Origin of the sequence: Flavobacterium arsenatis, from assembly GCF_031456785.1 — a bacterium.
Taxonomy (GTDB): Bacteria; Bacteroidota; Bacteroidia; order Flavobacteriales; family Flavobacteriaceae; genus Flavobacterium; species Flavobacterium arsenatis.
The window spans coordinates 192,799-210,766 of sequence record NZ_JAVDVI010000002.1 but is presented as its reverse complement, the minus strand read 5'-3'; the positions used below and the strand labels follow the sequence as shown (position 1 = coordinate 210,766).

At 38.0% G+C, this 17,968-nt stretch carries 12 protein-coding genes; 9 read left to right on the top strand and 3 right to left on the bottom strand.

All coding sequences use genetic code 11. The features are described 5' to 3' along the window. Positions 1-12 precede the first annotated feature (12 nt). The gene (locus tag J2X31_RS03590; protein WP_310024478.1) at positions 13-609 is read right to left on the bottom strand and encodes a TetR/AcrR family transcriptional regulator; all 597 of its coding nucleotides are present in this window, start codon (positions 607-609) and stop codon (positions 13-15) included. A gap of 284 nt (positions 610-893) precedes the next feature. On the opposite strand from J2X31_RS03590, the gene J2X31_RS03585 reads away from it, so the two are divergent. The 7 genes from J2X31_RS03585 (at position 894) to J2X31_RS03555 (ending at position 12,622) form a co-directional block, all read left to right on the top strand. Next, on the top strand, positions 894-3,146 hold the full coding sequence (locus J2X31_RS03585) for a LysM peptidoglycan-binding domain-containing protein (protein WP_310024475.1): 2,253 nt from the start codon (positions 894-896) through the stop codon (positions 3,144-3,146). A 27-nt stretch (positions 3,147-3,173) separates the two neighbouring features. Further along, positions 3,174-7,619 carry a gliding motility-associated C-terminal domain-containing protein gene (locus J2X31_RS03580; protein ID WP_310024474.1) on the top strand — a complete coding sequence of 1,482 codons (4,446 nt, stop codon included), beginning with the start codon at positions 3,174-3,176 and terminating at the stop codon, positions 7,617-7,619. Between the two features lie 12 nt (positions 7,620-7,631). Beyond that, positions 7,632-8,588, top strand: a complete 957-nt coding sequence (locus J2X31_RS03575; RefSeq protein ID WP_310024473.1) for a PorP/SprF family type IX secretion system membrane protein — start codon at positions 7,632-7,634, stop codon at positions 8,586-8,588. A 10-nt stretch (positions 8,589-8,598) separates the two neighbouring features. Continuing rightward, entirely contained in the window at positions 8,599-10,467 is a 1,869-nt protein-coding gene (locus J2X31_RS03570; protein ID WP_310024470.1) for an OmpA family protein, read from the top strand. Between the two features lie 88 nt (positions 10,468-10,555). Then, on the top strand, positions 10,556-11,530 hold the full coding sequence (locus J2X31_RS03565; RefSeq protein WP_310024469.1) for a polyprenyl synthetase family protein: 975 nt from the start codon (positions 10,556-10,558) through the stop codon (positions 11,528-11,530). 2 nt (positions 11,531-11,532) lie between these two features. Next, positions 11,533-12,267, top strand: a complete 735-nt coding sequence (locus tag J2X31_RS03560) for a hypothetical protein (protein WP_310024467.1) — start codon at positions 11,533-11,535, stop codon at positions 12,265-12,267. Position 12,268: 1 nt separating this feature from the next. Further along, the gene (locus J2X31_RS03555; protein ID WP_310024466.1) at positions 12,269-12,622 is read left to right on the top strand and encodes a hypothetical protein; all 354 of its coding nucleotides are present in this window, start codon (positions 12,269-12,271) and stop codon (positions 12,620-12,622) included. A gap of 309 nt (positions 12,623-12,931) precedes the next feature. Here J2X31_RS03555 and J2X31_RS03550 read toward each other — a convergent pair whose 3' ends face one another. Next, complete coding sequence (locus J2X31_RS03550) at positions 12,932-13,132, bottom strand: hypothetical protein (RefSeq protein WP_310024463.1); 201 nt, start codon at positions 13,130-13,132, stop codon at positions 12,932-12,934. A 49-nt stretch (positions 13,133-13,181) separates the two neighbouring features. Then, a complete protein-coding gene (locus J2X31_RS03545; protein ID WP_310024462.1) occupies positions 13,182-13,712 on the bottom strand; it encodes a hypothetical protein in 531 nt (176 codons plus the stop codon). Between the two features lie 115 nt (positions 13,713-13,827). Here J2X31_RS03545 and J2X31_RS03540 point away from each other — a divergent pair, with 115 nt between their 5' ends. Together J2X31_RS03540 and odhB are read left to right on the top strand one after the other, a co-directional pair. Further along, a complete protein-coding gene (locus tag J2X31_RS03540) occupies positions 13,828-16,605 on the top strand; it encodes a 2-oxoglutarate dehydrogenase E1 component (RefSeq protein ID WP_310024461.1) in 2,778 nt (925 codons plus the stop codon). Between the two features lie 73 nt (positions 16,606-16,678). Further along, positions 16,679-17,917: a 2-oxoglutarate dehydrogenase complex dihydrolipoyllysine-residue succinyltransferase gene (gene odhB / locus J2X31_RS03535; protein ID WP_310024460.1), complete on the top strand. Its 1,239-nt coding sequence runs from the start codon at positions 16,679-16,681 to the stop codon at positions 17,915-17,917. Positions 17,918-17,968 lie beyond the last annotated feature (51 nt).

The window sequence follows — 17,968 nt, the reverse complement described above, 5'->3', positions numbered from 1 at the left end:
ATTGATGATTGTTTACTTGCAAAATAAGGTGTCCATTATGATTTGTTTTCTATCGGTAAGGATCCTTTCATATTCTTTGTCGTCCAGATGCATTGTCTTTTGAAAAAGCGGTCGCATTGCCACTGGAAATGAAATAAGGGATATCATATTGATAATAAATTGGATAGGTTCCATCTTCAGGATGAGGCCTTCTTCCATGGCTACTTCAAATTCCTCGTAGAATTTTTTCAGCATTCGATCCATTCCTTCTTCATCTTTGAAATAACAGCCTTGGTTGAATTGAGTAACCATATACAATTCCATATAAGGATATTCTTTCGCCATTAAAAAAGATTCGTCTATAAATTCTTCAATCTTGGCTTTAAAAGGAAGTTCCGAGAACATAATCGACTCGGTCCTTTTTTGTTCATATTCTTGGGCGTCTTTAAAAACCAAATCGAACAATTTATCTCTCGAACGGAAATAATAATTAATTAGGGTTCGGTTTACTCCAGCTGCATCGGCAATTTCTTGTGTAGTTGCATTAAATTTTCCTTCTCCAAAGAATAACCTTTTGGCGGTATTTTTAATTTGTACTTCCGTTGCTTCGTCTTTTCTTTCTGTTGACATTTTTATTTAACTAAAATATTTAACAAAATTGTTAGTGCAAAACTACATAACATTTTTGTTTAACAAATTTGTCAAATATGATTTTAACGGTTTTTTAACAGAAAACGGTTTCGTGATTTTGTGAATTGATAAAAAAATTAAAATTTCATCAATCAATCAGCATTTAAAAAAAATAAACAAAAAGTAACATAATTCTTTCATTTTGTAATTTCTTTATTGCTACTTTTACCTGCATTATTATCATATAATTTCTATACCCTTGCCCCTTGCGTTATAATTCGATAATGAAAAAATATTACATTCTTTTCCTACTACTGTTTCGGAGTGGCATATTTGAGATTTATGCCCAAGAAACTTTTTTGAAACATAAGGTTGTAGCAGAAGAAACGATAGAATTTATTGCAAAAAAGTATCAAGTTAGCACTACAGAATTATACCAACTCAATCCCAGTTTATCCAATGGGTTTAAAGAAAATGATGTGATCCTAATTCCAAAAACTAAAATTTGGAATATTAAGGACAATGATTCGGATACTATCAGTCATCTAGTGCAACCTCGTGAAACCAAGTTTGGCCTTTCAAAAAAATATAATATTTCTATTGAAGAATTAGAACGCCAGAATCCACATATAATTGATATGTTGAGGGCTGGTGCTGAATTGAAAATTCAGGTCAAAGCAGTTAAGAATAATAATGATTCAAGAAGCACTTCTGAAAAGAGCAATCAAAATGGAGATTATACGGCTTATTTGGTACAGCCCGGTGAAACATTGTGGGGCATCGCCAGAAGATACAAAACAACTGTTTCAGAATTGATTGAAATCAACAGATCTGTTCTCGGAGCGGTTTTGCAGAGCGGTCAAACCATCAGTGTTCCTGCAAAAAAATCCGATCATATTCCAGTTTCAGATTCAAATTATGAGCAGTACATCGTGGAAGCTGGCGAAACAAAATACGGACTTTCTAAACGATTTGGAGTTAGCATAAACGAACTTGAAAATCTGAATCCACACATCATTAAAATGCTTAGAACCGGACATCAAATCAATATTCCCGGAAGAATGGTTGACAAGCCAATTGCTAAACAGCAAGTTGACAAGCCAAAATCAATAGCGGTTGAAAAAGAAGTCCTTGCTGAAAAACCTGCAGAGCGAAAAGAAACAATTGCAAAATCTGAAACGGTTTCAACAAAAGCAGATGCTGAAAAATCAGTAGAAAAAAAGGAAATTATTACACAAGCTGAAGTAAAAATTCCAATTGAAAATCTGGTTTCTTATGAGGTTCAACCTAAAGAAACTTTATACGGATTGTCTAAAATGTCGGGCTTGAGCGAAGAAAAATTAATTGATCTTAATCCAGAGTTAAGCAATGGTTTAAAAGCAGGAATGATAATAAAAGTTCCAACAGAAAATGCCTCGGCCCTTACAAATGCGAAAGCAACCCTTTTCGACAATTCGCAAGCAGGATTGCTAAAATCCATTAAAAAAGGAGAGCAAAAAGAAATCGCTTTTTTGATGCCTTTCACCGAAGAGAAGTACTTGGATTTTATAAAATCTTCACCCAAAACGGATGAAACTACGGCTCAATTAGAGTTTTATGCAGGAGCTTCAATGGCGATGGATTCTCTTCGAAAGAATAATGTTTTGATAAGTTCGAAAGTATTTGAAATTCAATATTCTGGAACTGCTGAAGAAGGTTTTTCTAATCTAATATCTAATAATATTCAAAACTATAAAGCCGTATTTTGTCCTATGGAGGCTTCTGGTTCAGAAAAATTAGGTGATTATTTGTCGAAAAACAACATCCCGATGATTTTTTCAGATACAAAAAAAACAGCAGCAACTTTTGCGACAACCTATAACGCTTTGATTTCCGATGTGCAACTAAAAAAACTAGTCCTTGATTATGTTGTTTCAAAAAAACAAAATACAATCATCGTTAGTGATCCAACAAGAAAAGAAAGCAGAGATTTTATTGCCCAAAATTATCCTGAAGCAAGATTTGTGAAAATTGATGAAAATGGCGTTTTTGATTCGGAATCTCTAAAAAGTTTGTTAAGCTCGTCAAATAAAAGTTATGTTGTTTTGGACACCGATAAAGCAGGGCTTATTTTAACTGCAACTACCTCATTGTTAAAGTATTCCAAAGAGTTTGATGTAGAGATTGCATTGGTTGAGCTTAAAGAAAAAATCAAAGGGGAAGGACTTTCAGAAATGCGATTCAAGGCCTTAAAAATGATTTATCCATCGCTTTATAAACCTACCAATACTAAAGAATTAGAAAAGTTTAAGAAAGATTTCTTGGTGAAATACGGCTTTGAACCCACCAACGAAGCTGTAAAAGGTTTCGATGTAACTTTTGATGCTTTATTAAGATTGTTTCAGGACAGAAGTTTCGAAGTTTTAGCCCAAGAAAGTAGAACAGAGCAACTAAAGTTAAGTTTTAGATATAGTAAAGATCCAGATGGGGGTTATATTAATTCAGGAGCTTACATACTCCAATATACGGAAGATACAGATGCAAAAATTGTTAAGTAATGGTTTTTTAAAAAGGCAAACCATTTTATGAATTTACAAACCATATTTCTAGGTGTTTCCAAAAACAACCTTTCCTCAAAGAATAGCTTTTTCCTATTTTTCCTATTTTTTTATGGAACATTTTTTTCTGTGGCACAATGTCCAACCGCAATTAATGTAAATCAGTCGTTTTGCGATATTCAAGCTCCGACAGTAGCTGATTTGCAGGCCACTGATAATGGAGGCGGAATTGCGTGGTATGCTACCGCGACTTCTACTACACCTTTATCTCCTGGTCAAGGGTTGATAAATGGCGAAGATTATTTTTTGGATAATGGTGCAGGGAATTGCGGAAATAGGATTGCCGTAATAGTTAGCCTCTATACGGCTCCAACGGGACAAAATTTTCAAGGTATATGTGTCTCTTCCCCAAGCCAGGCAACAATTGCTTCATTAAATGCAACAGGTAACAATATACAATGGTATAATAATCCTTTTGGCGGAACACCTTTGGCAATGAATACTGTGATAAATTCAGGTAGTATTTATTATGCCGGACAAACAAATCCAATTACAGGATGTTTAACTTCTAGATTACCCGTTTTTGTAGTGGTTAATGTTGTAAATGTCCCTCAAGGTGAAGCTCTTCAGATATTTTGTAATGATCCAGAAAATCCTCCAACGGTAAGTAACTTGATTGCAACCGGAAATAATAATTGGTACCTCACCAACACTTCTGCTTTAGTATTGGATCCTTCGACCCCATTGATTGATGGACATGTTTATTACGGGACCACCATTGTTCCGCCTTGTGAAAGTACACAACGATTAGAGGTTTTGGTAAATATCTTACCCGAAAATGAAGCAGGAGAAAACGGAAGCCTTACCCTATGCGAGATTGATGTTGCCACAGCTCCAGATGTAAATTTATTCGAAAGCCTGTTGGGAACTCCATCAGATTTAGGAGTTTGGACAGGGCCAATGGCAACAACAAATGGCAATCTTGGAACCCTTGATGTTTCAAGCTTGACAGAACCTGAAAGCCCTTATGTTTTTACCTATACCGTGACGACATCGCCAAATTGTCCTCCTGATATTGCAACTGTAACGATTATCATTGAACCGCTTGTGGATGCTGGAGAGGATGGAACCGCTTTTTTCTGTGGAGATGCCGCACCTGCCGATCTGTTTTCTTTCCTTGGAGGAACTCCGGATCAAGGTGGAGCCTGGTCTCCAGCCTTGGCAAGCGGTACTGGAATTTTTGATCCATTGGTTGATTTGTCGGGTGATTATGTCTATACTGTTCCGGGAACAACCTTTTGTCCACCGGCTTCGGCAACAATAACGGTAACGGTTAGCGAAATCCCGGAAGCAGGAGAGGATGGCAGTTTCACATTATGCGAAACCGACCTTGCTACAGCCCCAGACCTAAATCTATTCGAAAGCCTGTTGGGAACTCCATCAGATCTAGGAATTTGGACAGGGCCAATTGCAACAACAAATGGAAATCTGGGAACACTTGATGTTTCAAGCTTGTCACAGTCGGGAAGCCCTTATGTTTTCACATATACCGTAACCACATCACCAAATTGTCCTCCTGATATTGCAACTGTAACGATTATTATTGAACCGCTTGTGGATGCTGGAGAGGATGGAACCGCTTTTTTCTGTGGAGAAGATGCTCCTGCGGATCTGTTTTCTTTCCTTGGAGGAACTCCGGATCAAGGCGGAACCTGGTCTCCAGCCTTGGCAAGCGGTACTGGAATTTTTGATCCATTGGTTGATTTGTCGGGTGATTATGTCTATACCGTTCAGGGAACATCATTCTGTCCACCGGCTTCGGCAACAATAACGGTAACGGTTAGCGAAATCCCGGAAGCAGGAGAGGATGGAAGTTTTACACTTTGCGAAACTGATTTGGCTACCGCCACAGATTTAAATTTGTTCGAAAGCCTTTTGGGAACGCCTTCAAACCTTGGAATCTGGACAGGGCCAATTGCAACAACAAATGGAAATCTGGGAACACTTGATGTTTCAAGCTTGTCACAGTTGGGAAGCCCTTATGTTTTCACATATACCGTAACCACATCACCAAATTGTCCTCCAGATATTGCCACAGTTACAATAATTATAGAACCAAAAGGTGATGCAGGAATTGATGGTACAGCTTTTTTCTGTGGAGAAGATGCTCCTGCAGATCTGTTTTCTTTCCTTGGAGGAACTCCGGATCAAGGCGGAACTTGGTCTCCAGCCTTGGCGAGCGGTACTGGCGTTTTTGATCCATTAATAGATTCATCGGGTGATTATGTCTATACCGTTCCGGGAACATCATTCTGTCCACCGGCTTCGGCAACAATAACAGTAACGGTTAGCGAAATCCCAGAAGCAGGAGAGGATGGAAGTTTTACACTTTGCGAAACTGATTTGGCTACCGCCCCAGATTTAAATTTGTTCGAAATCCTGTTGGGAACTCCATCAGATCTAGGAATTTGGACAGGGCCAATTGCAACAACAAATGGAAATCTGGGAACACTTGATGTTTCAAGCTTGTCTCAGTTGGGAAGCCCTTATGTTTTCACTTATACCGTAACCACATCACCATCTTGTCCTCCAGATATTTCCACAGTTACAATAATTATAGAGCCAAAAGTTGATGCAGGAATTGACGGCTTTGCATTTTTCTGTGGAGATGACAACCCTGCGGATTTGATTGCTTTCTTGGGAAGTATTCCGGATTTTGGAGGTACGTGGTCCCCAACCATGGCGAGTGGAAATGGTACTTTTGACCCATTAATCGACTTGCCTGGCGTGTATGTCTATACTTTACCCGGAACATCATTTTGTCCATCCGATTCATCAACGGTTATTGTAACTGTAGGTGAAATCCCTGAAGCAGGAGAGGATGGCAGTTTCACATTATGCGAAACCGACCTGGCCACAGCCCCAGATGTAAATTTATTCGAAAGCTTGTCAGGAACGCCTTCAAACCTTGGAATCTGGACAGGATCTGTTGCAACAACAAATGGAAATCTTGGAACAATCGATATTTCAAACCTGACAGCATCAGGAAGTCCTTATATTTTCACTTATACCGTATCTACATCACCATCTTGTCCTCAAGATATTTCAACAGTCACAATAATTATAGAGCCATTAATTAATGCAGGAATTGACGGAACTGCAGTTTTCTGTACAAATAATGCACCTGCAGATCTGTTTTCTTTCCTTGGAGGTACTCCCAATCTTGGCGGAACTTGGTCTCCACCCTTGGCGAGCGGTACTGGTGTTTTTGATCCATCGATAGATTCATCGGGTGTTTATGTTTATTCATTGTCCGGAACATCCTTTTGCCCGGCGGCTTCGGCGACGGTAAACGTTACAGTAAACCAAGCTCCCGATGCAGGAGAGAATGGCATTGCAACTTTCTGTGAAGACGATGCTCCAACAGATTTATTCTCTTTTCTAGGAGGTGTTCCCGATATTGGAGGTACTTGGTCTCCAGTTTTGGCAAGTGGCACTGGTGTTTTTGATCCATCAGTAGATTTGTCTGGGTCTTATGTTTATACAGTAGCTGGAGCGACTGGTTGTTTGCCAGCTACTGCTACAGTTGTGGTTACAGTTGATGAGCTTCCAACAAACACTCCCGCAAGCGTTGCAACTGATGCTGTTTGTTTAAATTCAGATGCAAACATTTTTATACAAAATGCATCAAACTTATCAAGCGGAAACTATCAATTGAGTTATCAGATTTCGGGTGCTATAGTTTTTAATGCAACAATTCCAGTTGTTTTTGAAAACGGAAATACGAGTTTTGTAATTCCTTCATCGGTGTTGAACGCTATTGGAAATTATACCCTAACCCTAACCCCAATTCTATCTAATACTGGAAATGCTTGCGGTATATCTGGACATACATTCGAAGCAGTATCGTTTACCATTGAAGAAGTAGCTTCACCAACCTTTAATGGAACGAATGAGTTTTGTGAAACCGATAATGCAACTATAGCAAGTTTGTCGGCAGGAATTATTGAGCCTAATGGCGTAGTCTGGTATGACGCTCCCGAAAACGGAAACGCCTATGCCGCTGATGCCTTATTAATTGATGGATATACCTATTATGCCGTAATAGTTTCTGATTCAGGATGCGAAAGCACTACCCGTCTTGAAGTTAGGGTTGCAATCAAGGATTGTGAGGATGAAGAACCAAAACTTATCATTCCCGATGGTTTTTCGCCTAACGATGACGGAACTAACGATGCTTTTGTCATAAAAAACATCCGTACACTCTATCCTAATTTTTCAATAACGATATACAACCGCTGGGGTAATGTCCTATTTGAAGGGAATGCCTCAAAACCCGATTGGGATGGAAATAGCGAAAAGGGAATGCAAGTTGGCGGAAGCAAACTGCCAATTGGAGTATATTTCTATATTTTAAACTTTAATGATGGAGCAAGAAAAGCCGTTCAAGGAAGACTTTACTTGAGCAGGTAATTTGATAGTAATATGATAAAAAAAACAGTAAAATATTATACCCTAATTGCGTTATTGTTGCTTTCTTTTCAAGGAATTGCACAACAGGACCCTCAATATACGCAGTATATGTATAATATGAGCATCATCAACCCAGGGTATGCAACAGATTCTGGTGATATGAATTTCGGAGCACTTTACAGAGCACAATGGGTGGGTTCGGAAGGAGGACCTTCAACAGGAACATTTTTCGCACATTCTCCTTTGGCAAAGAAAGTTGAAGCTGGTTTGTCGATAGTTCACGATCAAATTGGAGATGTTGTAAAAGAAACAAGCGTATATGCAGATTTTGCTTATGTTCTAAAAGTTAATGAAACAAGTAAAATTTCCTTCGGTCTCAAAGCTGGAGCCACTTTTTTTAGTACAAATTTTGATGGTTTCATTTATTCTGATGAATTACCCGATGCCGCATTTGCTAACAATATCAGCAAGGTATTTCCTAATATCGGAGTTGGAACTTTTTATTTTGGAGAAAACTATTATTTTGGGTTGTCTAGTCCTAATTTATTGACCACAAAACATTTAGAACGTGATCAGGGTGTTGTTAGGACTGGTGTCGAAGCCATCCATTATTTTATTACAGGAGGATATGTGTTTAATTTGAATGAAAATTTAAAATACAAACCTGCTTTTATGGCCAGAGCCGTTTCGGGAGGAGTTCCTATGGCGTTTGATATTACTTCCAATTTCTTGATCAACAACAAGGTCGAATTAGGAGTTGGATACCGTGTGGATGATGCCGTCAGCGGATTGGTCAATTTCAGGATTTCACCCGTAGTTAGAGTTGGTTATGCTTATGATTATACCCTATCCAACTTGGGTCGATTCAGTTCGGGATCACATGAAATCATGGTGCTGTTTGATATAAGCAAAAACAAAGACAAAAAAGACGACAATAAAGGATACGACAAATCACCTCGATTCTTCTAAAACATTGATAATGAAAAGAAATACCTATCTATTATTGCTTATTCTTATCAGTCAAATCGTTTTGGCTCAGAAAAATAACATCAAAAAGGCAGATAAGCTTTTTGCCGACAAGGCCTATGTTGAAGCGGCCAAATTATACGAAAAAGCAGGTCTTGGCCAACATGTATTGGAGAATTTAGGCGATTGCTACTACTTTAACAACGAAATGAACTTTGCCGAAAAGCCTTATGCAAATTTAATTTCGACCTACAAGGACAGCGTTAAACCTGTGCATTATTTCAGATATGCCAACGTTCTAAATGGTATCGGGAACAGCGAAAGAGCCGATGCGATGATGTCTAAATATCGTGGTTTTGTAGTGGATACAAAGAAGTTCAAGCAGCATCTAAACAGCATAGTGCCTTATAATTACACCATAAAAAAACTATCTAAAAATTCTGACGGCGATTTTGGTATTGGAATTTATGGAGATAAAATAATCTTTGCTTCCTTGCGAAGCACTTCAAGCCCAAAGTATCATTGGAACGGAAAACCCTATCTGGATCTTTTTGAGGCCACAATTTCCAAAGATGGAATGCTCGAAAACATCAAACCCTTTTCAAAAGAAATCAATACCAAAACCCACGAAAGTTCTGCCGTTTTTACAAAAGATAAAAAAACGATGTATTTCAACAGAACCAGCGACAAACGAGTGGAAGTAGGAGAAGAGGTTTTTGCTTCTGTGAAAATTTTTCGGGCTGAGCTAGTAAACGAAGTTTGGACAAACGTAACGGAAATGCCTTTTTCGAGCGACCAATTTTCGACCCAGCATCCGGCATTGAGTCCAGACGAGAAAAAAATCTACTTTTCAAGCGACAGACCCGATTCCCTGGGTTCTTTCGATATTTATTATGCCGATATTTATGAAGATGGAACCTATGGAGAACCAGTGAATCTAGGCAACAACGTCAATACGCAACACAGGGAACAATTTCCGTTCATGGCAGAAGACAATACGTTATATTTCGCTTCCGATGGACATCAGGGAATGGGTGGTTTGGACCTGTTTATGGCAAGATCGTATGATGAGGTCTATGCAAAACCTATAAATTTAGGCGAAACAATAAACACAGGACGGGATGATTTTTCTTTTGTTTTAAAAGAAGCAGACAGTCTGGGTTATTTTTCATCCAACCGAGATGGTGGCGACGACTTGTTTGCTTTTGAACGAAGCATAAATCCAAGACGTTTCACTGTTGAAGGAGATGTTAGGGACAAGAACACCAAAGAATTGCTTCCTGGAACTGTTGTGAAACTATACGACGATCAAGACAAGCTGATTGTGCAAATTGTGGTAGGGAAAGATGCGGATTATGTGTTCAATTCCGAGCCCAACAAGAAATATAAAATTGTGGCCGAAAGAGATTTCTATGCTTCTAAGGTAATAGATTTCGAAACAAAAGACGATGGACAGATCCGTTTTAATATCGAATTGGAAATTGAATCCTATGAAGATGCCGAAGAAATCATTGTCAAAAAAGACGATGGACTGGTTTATATAGAACTGGAAAACATCTATTTTGATTTCAATAAATGGGAAATAAAACCAGAAGCGGCAAATACTTTAAATGTTTTGGTAGATATCATGAAAAAATATCCCCGAATGGAAATTGAGCTTGGAGCCCATACCGATTCCAGGGCTTCGGATGTATATAATTTGAGACTCTCCCACAACAGAGCCAATGCAGCATTGGAATTTTTAGTGAAAAATGGAATAAATAAAACTAGGATAAAATCTAAAGGCTATGGGAAAAGAGTGCAGCTTATCAAGTGTGGTGACGACTGTACCGAGACGGAACATTCCATCAACCGCAGATGTGAATTTATAATCCTGAAATAGAAGAAAGCTAACTTCAATTTAAAATTTCCCCTGAAAAAGCAATTGGCAAACCGATGGAAATACCTTATTTTAGCAAAAAATTACCTTTATGCATTCCATTTATCAGTACCAAGAATTTATTTCGACCTATTTAGAAGAGCAAACAATTATTAAAGAGCCTAAAAATTTATACGAGCCAATTGATTATATTTTGGCCTTGGGCGGCAAAAGAATTCGTCCGATTTTGACTTTGATGACGGCTGAAATTTTTGGAACCGATTATAAAAAAGCACTTCCTGCAGCCTTGGCGGTTGAGGTTTTTCATAATTTTTCATTGGTTCATGATGATATTATGGATGACGCTCCTTTGAGAAGAGGAAAGGAAACCGTTCATGAAAAATGGAATCTCAATACAGGAATTCTTTCAGGAGATGCAATGCTGATCCTAGCCTATCAATATTTTGAAAAATACGAACCGAAAGTTTTCCGTGACCTTGCAAAATTGTTCAGCAAAACTGCAATCGAAGTTTGTGAAGGACAACAATGGGATGTTGATTTTGAGAACCGTGAAGATGTTACCATTCCAGAATACCTGAAAATGATTCAATATAAAACTGCAGTTTTGGTTGCCGCAGCCATGAAAATGGGAGCCATAATAGCCGAAACTTCAGAGGAGAATTGCAATCTGATTTACGATTTCGGACTCAATCTAGGTTTGGCGTTCCAGTTGCAGGATGACTATTTGGATGCTTTTGGCGACCCTGAAACCTTCGGGAAACAAGTGGGTGGCGACATCATCGAAAACAAAAAAACCTATTTATATCTAAAAGCACAAGAATTTGCAAATGCAGACCAGGCTGAAGAATTGAAGCATTTGTTTTCGATCCATCCCGAAGATAATACCGAAAAAATCAATTCGGTAAAGGAGATTTTCAATGCAACCGGAGCTTCGGAAGTCACCAAGCAAGCTATTCAAGAATTTACTTTAAAAGCTTTTGAAACACTTCAAAAAATAAACATCGACAACGAGAAAAAGGATATCCTGAAATCGTTTGGCGAAAATTTAATGGGAAGAAAAGTCTAATAATGACAACCGTTAACGCTATCTTCAACAATGAAAAAGCAAATCAAAATGGCCAATTGTTTATGGCTTTTGGCTTTTTGTTGTTTACGATTTTAGCATTGGGAATTGATTCGGTTGTCTTTCTCGAAAATTATTTTGACGGAAGGACACTTACCAACTTTCTTGCGATTTCCTATTTTGCATTGTTCTTTTATTTTGCCGATTTACATTTAAGGAAATTGATGTTCGCGATGGTTTTCCTGTCGTATATTGGCGAATTGATTTTCTGTACCCTTCTGGAAATGTATCAGTATCGAACCGACGTCATTCCGCTTTATGTTCCTTTTGGTCACGCAATTGTGTATGCTTCGGGTTATGTTTTTGCACATACACGTTGGGCTATTCGAAATGAAAAGATACTCAGGAAATTTTTTGTAATAGCATTTACAGTATTGTTTCTATCAGTAGGGTTTTTCCTGAACGACTGGTTTTCATTAATATTTGGTGTGTTTTTCTTTTTACTTTTAAAGAGGAAAAAATGGCAGAACCTCTATTATTTCATTGCACTTTGTGTGATTTATATCGAGCTTTTAGGCACCTATTTTCAATGCTGGACTTGGGTTCCGAAAACGTTCAATACCATTCCAACAGCCAATCCGCCAATGGGAGCCGTGTTTTTTTATGCCGGTGGCGATGTGCTTCTGGCAAAGATTGTCGAGTTTTGGGAAAGAAACAAAGTAAAACCTATACCTTCGTAAGATGACATTCATTGCACCAAAAACTACCGATTTATTACTTTCCGAAGCCGAAAGTGAAAGCTTGTACCCAAAATTAATCGAACAAATCAACAAGGATTTCAATCTAGCTAATGAAGCTATCGATTTTCCAGCAAGCACATCTCCAAATGAGTTGAAAGTGCAATTACACGAAAAAATCTATCGATTGATTCAATATAAATTTGCAGAATACCTTAATCTTCTTTACATAATTGATGTAGCCGAAGACCAAATTAAAAAGCTCGATGGTTCGGATCTGGTAGAATTATCAGAACAGGTTTCTTTTTTGATTTTGAAAAGGGAATGGCAGAAGGTTTGGTTTAGGAATAGGTTTTAATCTAAAACCATTTTGCATCTTCTGAATGATTGTTAGTGATAAAAGTTATTAGATATTTATTGTTTCGGCTTTCAAAAAAAACGTACCAAGTAGTTCTTTGATTGCTTTTGTAAAAAATGTATTGGCCGCCAAAATGGATCAGTGCCTTGGGAGATTTTTGAGGAGGGAAAGTCGAAATACTAGATTCAATAAAATTAATTAACTGATCTTTGTAAGCTATTGCGTTTTCAATATAATTGAAATAATTTTCATTAAATAAATTCAATACTAGGTCATTTATATAATCTTCAACTTCTGGCAGATAAACAATTATGCTTTTTTCCAAGGGAGTGATTTGATAAATTGAGTGGTTTTCTCTTTAAGCTCATTTGCACTAATTCCTCTTTCGAATTCTTTATCGAAATTAAATGTTTCTTGCTTTTTAATCTTTTCAATTTCCTGCAAAATAGAAACATCTTCAATCGAAGAAATCCAATTTATAAGCTCTTTTTTTCGGGTTAAAACATTCATAGAGATTGATTTATGGTACAAAGATATTGATTTTATCGTTGAATAAATGTTAAAAATAAATTCTAACAAACGGCATAAAAGCATCATTATAAACATTCCTATCATCATCGTGCAAAACATTATACCGAACGCCAATCGTCACGTTTTGAGTTCTATAACCCGCTCCTAAAAATAAAGCCGTATTCCAAAAATTTTCCTTGAAATCATCCTCATAGGTGAGATTGACGCGAACCTGCTCCAACTCTGCAGAAAGCTGAATTTCGTTTATTGGATTGAATAAAGTTACCAAGCTAGCTCCATAAATATAAGATTCGAAGTTATTTCTTACCTTCACGTAACTTCCTTGCAAACCCAATCCAGCCGAGAAATATTCGTTGAAATCATAGATGGCACTTGGTGCAACCATGATGTCGGTGTATCCAGTTCCAATACCTAAACCCAATCCGCCACCATATCGAACCCTGCTCCAAAAATCGCCTTGATTCACGGGTTGATTTTGAGCGTAGGAGGAAGTAAAAAATAAGGTAAAAATAACAATAGATGCATTTTTTGTCAATTTGTTGAAACTGAATGATTGCATAGCCTAATTTTATGATAAGTTTAAGTCATAAAAGTATAAAATAATTACTAGATTGTTCCAATTATCGTACTTTTGCAAAAATATTTTTAACAAATTAGGACATTCAACAAATATTATGGATAGGTTTTCCTTTTTAAACGCAGCTCACACCGAGTTTTTCGCCGAATTATACGACCAATATCTAGAAAATCCTGACAGCATTGAGCCAAGCTGGAGAAGTTTCTTCCAAGGATTCGATTTTGGTACAGCCACCTACAACGATGAAAGTCCCGCAGTGCAAATGGCGACGGCTGTCGCTGAAGGTCAAGATTGTTCTGTGGTTTCGGATAAACTTCAAAAAGAGTTTAATGTTTTAAAATTGATTGATGCTTACAGAACGCGTGGACATTTGTTTACCCGAACGAATCCTGTTCGTGACAGAAGAACCTACACTCCAACTTTAGATATTGAAAACTACGGTTTGTCAAAAGCAGACCTAACAACTATTTTTGATGCCGCAAAAGCTATAAAAATTGTACCTTGTACGTTGCAGGAAATTTTAGGCCATTTGGATAAAATCTACTGTCAATCTATTGGTGTTGAATATATGTACATCCGTAAACCTGAAGTAATCCAATGGATTCAGGACAAAATCGGGTACAACGATAACATTCCGAAATTTTCTGCCGACGAAAAAAAGAACATCCTTGGGAAACTAAACGAAGCCGTTTCTTTTGAGAACTTCTTGCATACCAAATACGTAGGTCAGAAACGTTTCTCGCTTGAAGGTGGAGAATCATTGATTCCAGGTCTTGATGCCCTGATTGATGCCGCTGCCGAAAAAGGAGTGGAGCAATTCGTGATGGGAATGGCACACCGTGGTCGTTTGAATGTTTTGGCCAATATCTTTGGTAAAAACACCCAAGACATCTTCTCGGAATTTGACGGAAAAGATTACGACGACGATGCTCTTTTTGATGGTGACGTAAAATACCACTTGGGATTAACATCGGATAGAAAAACAAAAACAGGAAAAAGCATCAACATCAATTTAGCACCAAACCCTTCTCACCTAGAGACGGTTGGAGCTGTAATTGAAGGAATCACGCGTGCAAAACAAGACCGTTATTTCCCGGATGATTTTTCAAAAGTATTGCCAATTGCACTTCACGGAGATGCAGCCGTTGCCGGACAAGGTATCGTTTACGAGATTGTTCAAATGGCACAATTGGACGGTTACAAAACTGGAGGAACAATTCATATCGTAATCAACAACCAAGTTGGATTTACAACGAACTATCTTGATGCTCGTTCTTCTACCTATTGTACAGATGTTGCTAAAGTAACGTTATCACCTGTTTTACACGTAAATGCAGATGATACTGAAGCGGTTGTTCACGCAATGCTTTTTGCTTTGGATTACAGAATGCAATTCGGAAGCGACGTTTTCATCGATTTATTAGGATATAGAAAATACGGTCACAACGAAGGTGATGAGCCTCGTTTTACCCAGCCAAAATTATACAAGCTTCTAGCAAAACATAAAAATCCAAGAGATATTTATGCCGAGAAATTATTGGCAGATGGTATCATCGATGCAACTTATGTAAAGGGATTAGAAGAAAAATATAAAGCAGTTCTGGAAGAAAATCTTGAAGCTTCCCGTAAGAAAGACTTGACGATCATCACTCCTTTTATGCAAAATGAATGGGAAGGTTTCTATCAAGCAGATGCCGCGGAAATGTTGCGAAAAGTAGATACAACGTTCCCAAAAGAAGGTTTGACGGAAATTGCAAAAGTGATTACCGAATTGCCATCAGATAAAAAATTCATCAGCAAGATCCAGAAATTAATCAACGACAGAAAGACCATGTTTTTCGAAAGCGATAAATTGGATTGGGCTATGGCTGAATTATTGGCTTACGGAAGTTTATTGACTGAAGGATATGACGTTCGTATTTCAGGTCAGGACGTAGAAAGAGGAACATTCTCTCACCGTCACGCTGTTGTAAAAGTAGAAGATTCTGAAGAAGAAGTAATCCTATTGCAACAATTGAAAGACCAGAAAGGTAAATTCAATATTTTCAATTCCTTGCTTTCTGAGTATGGGGTTGTAGGTTTTGATTACGGTTATGCTTTGGCTAGTCCAAAAACATTAACCATCTGGGAAGCACAATTTGGAGATTTCTCTAACGGAGCTCAAATCATGTTGGACCAATACATTTCTGCAGCAGAAGACAAATGGAACAACCAGAACGGTTTGGTAATGTTATTGCCACACGGTTATGAAGGGCAAGGAGCAGAACACTCTTCAGCAAGAATGGAGCGTTACCTGCAAATGTGTGCGAACGAAAATATGTATATTGCCGATTGTACGACACCAGCCAACTTCTACCATTTGTTGAGAAGACAGATGAAAACAACGTTCAGAAAACCTTTGATTGTATTTACACCGAAGAGTTTATTGCGTCATCCGTTGGTGGTTTCTTCTGTTGATGAATTTGCAACAGGAACATTCCAAGAAACGATTGACGATACTACAGTTGATAAAAAAGCAGTGAAAACATTGGTTTTCTGTACCGGTAAATTCTATTATGATTTATTGGCAGAAAGAGAAACCAACGGTAGAACGGATGTTGCCTTGGTGAGAATCGAACAATTGTTTCCATTGCCAATCGAGCAATTGAAAGCAATCATTGCTTCTTATCCGAATGCAGACGATTATGTTTGGGCTCAGGAAGAACCAAGAAACATGGGAGCTTATAGCTTTATGTTGATGAATTTCGACTTGGTCAAGTTGAGAGTCGCTTCATTAAAAGCATATAGTGCACCAGCTGCAGGAAGTTATGCACGTTCTAAAAAACGTCACGCGGCTGCAATCGCAATGGTTTTTGATAAGGATCTTTTTAATTAAAGATTTAAAACTAAAAACCGTAATTTTGAACAGATAAACAAATACAATAAAAACACCATAAAATTATATACAGATGATTTTAGAAATGAAAGTTCCTTCACCAGGAGAATCCATCACAGAAGTTGAAATCGCAACTTGGTTAGTAAAAGACGGCGATTATGTAGAAAAAGACCAAGCCATTGCAGAAGTAGATTCTGACAAAGCAACTTTGGAATTGCCAGCTGAAGCAAGCGGAATTATTACGCTAAAAGCGGAAGAAGGTGATGCTGTAAAAGTAGGTCAAGTGGTTTGTCATATTGATACTGATGGTGCTAAACCAGCAGGTGATGCTCCAGCAAAAGAAGAGAAAAAAGAAGAAGCTCCTAAAGCTGAGGCTAAAGTAGAAGAGAAAAAGGAAGAAGCACCAAAAGCGGCTCCAGCACCAACTTCATATGCTTCTGGAACTCCATCTCCGGCAGCTAGAAAAATATTGGATGAAAAAAACATTCCTGCTTCTGAAGTGAAAGGAACTGGAAAAGACGGTAGAGTAACTAAGGACGATGCTGTAAACGCAGTGCCTTCTATGGGAACGCCAACAGGTGGAAACCGTGGTTCAAGCCGTACAAAATTATCAATGTTGCGTAGAAAAGTAGCAGAACGTTTGGTTGCTGCTAAAAACGAAACTGCAATGTTGACTACTTTCAATGAAGTAAACATGACGCCAATTAACTTGGTTCGTAATGAATATAAAGATGCTTTCAAGGCGAAACACGCTGGTGTTGGTTTAGGTTATATGTCTTTCTTTACGAAAGCAGTAACAAGAGCATTGGAATTGTTTCCAGACGTGAACTCAATGATTGATGGTAACGAAAAAATCACTTATGATTTTGCTGATATTTCTATCGCGGTTTCTGGTCCAAAAGGATTAATGGTTCCTGTGGTAAGAAACGCTGAAAACCTTACGTTCCGTGGAATTGAAGCTGAAATCAAAAGATTGGCTATCAAAGCTCGTGACGGGCAAATAACGGTTGATGATATGACTGGTGGAACATTTACCATTACAAACGGTGGTGTTTTCGGAAGCATGCTTTCTACGCCAATCATCAATCCTCCTCAGTCTGGAATTTTAGGAATGCACAACATCATCGAGCGTCCGATTGCCGTTAACGGTAAAGTGGAAATCCACCCAATGATGTATGTTGCTTTATCTTATGACCATAGAATTATTGATGGTCGTGAGTCTGTTGGTTTCCTAGTAGCAGTAAAAGAAGGATTGGAAAATCCAGTTGAATTGCTGATGAATGGAGATGCTAAAAAAGCATTGGAACTGTAAATAAAATGTAAAGTTTTTGCAATATAAAAAAATCCCAAATTCTAAAGAGTT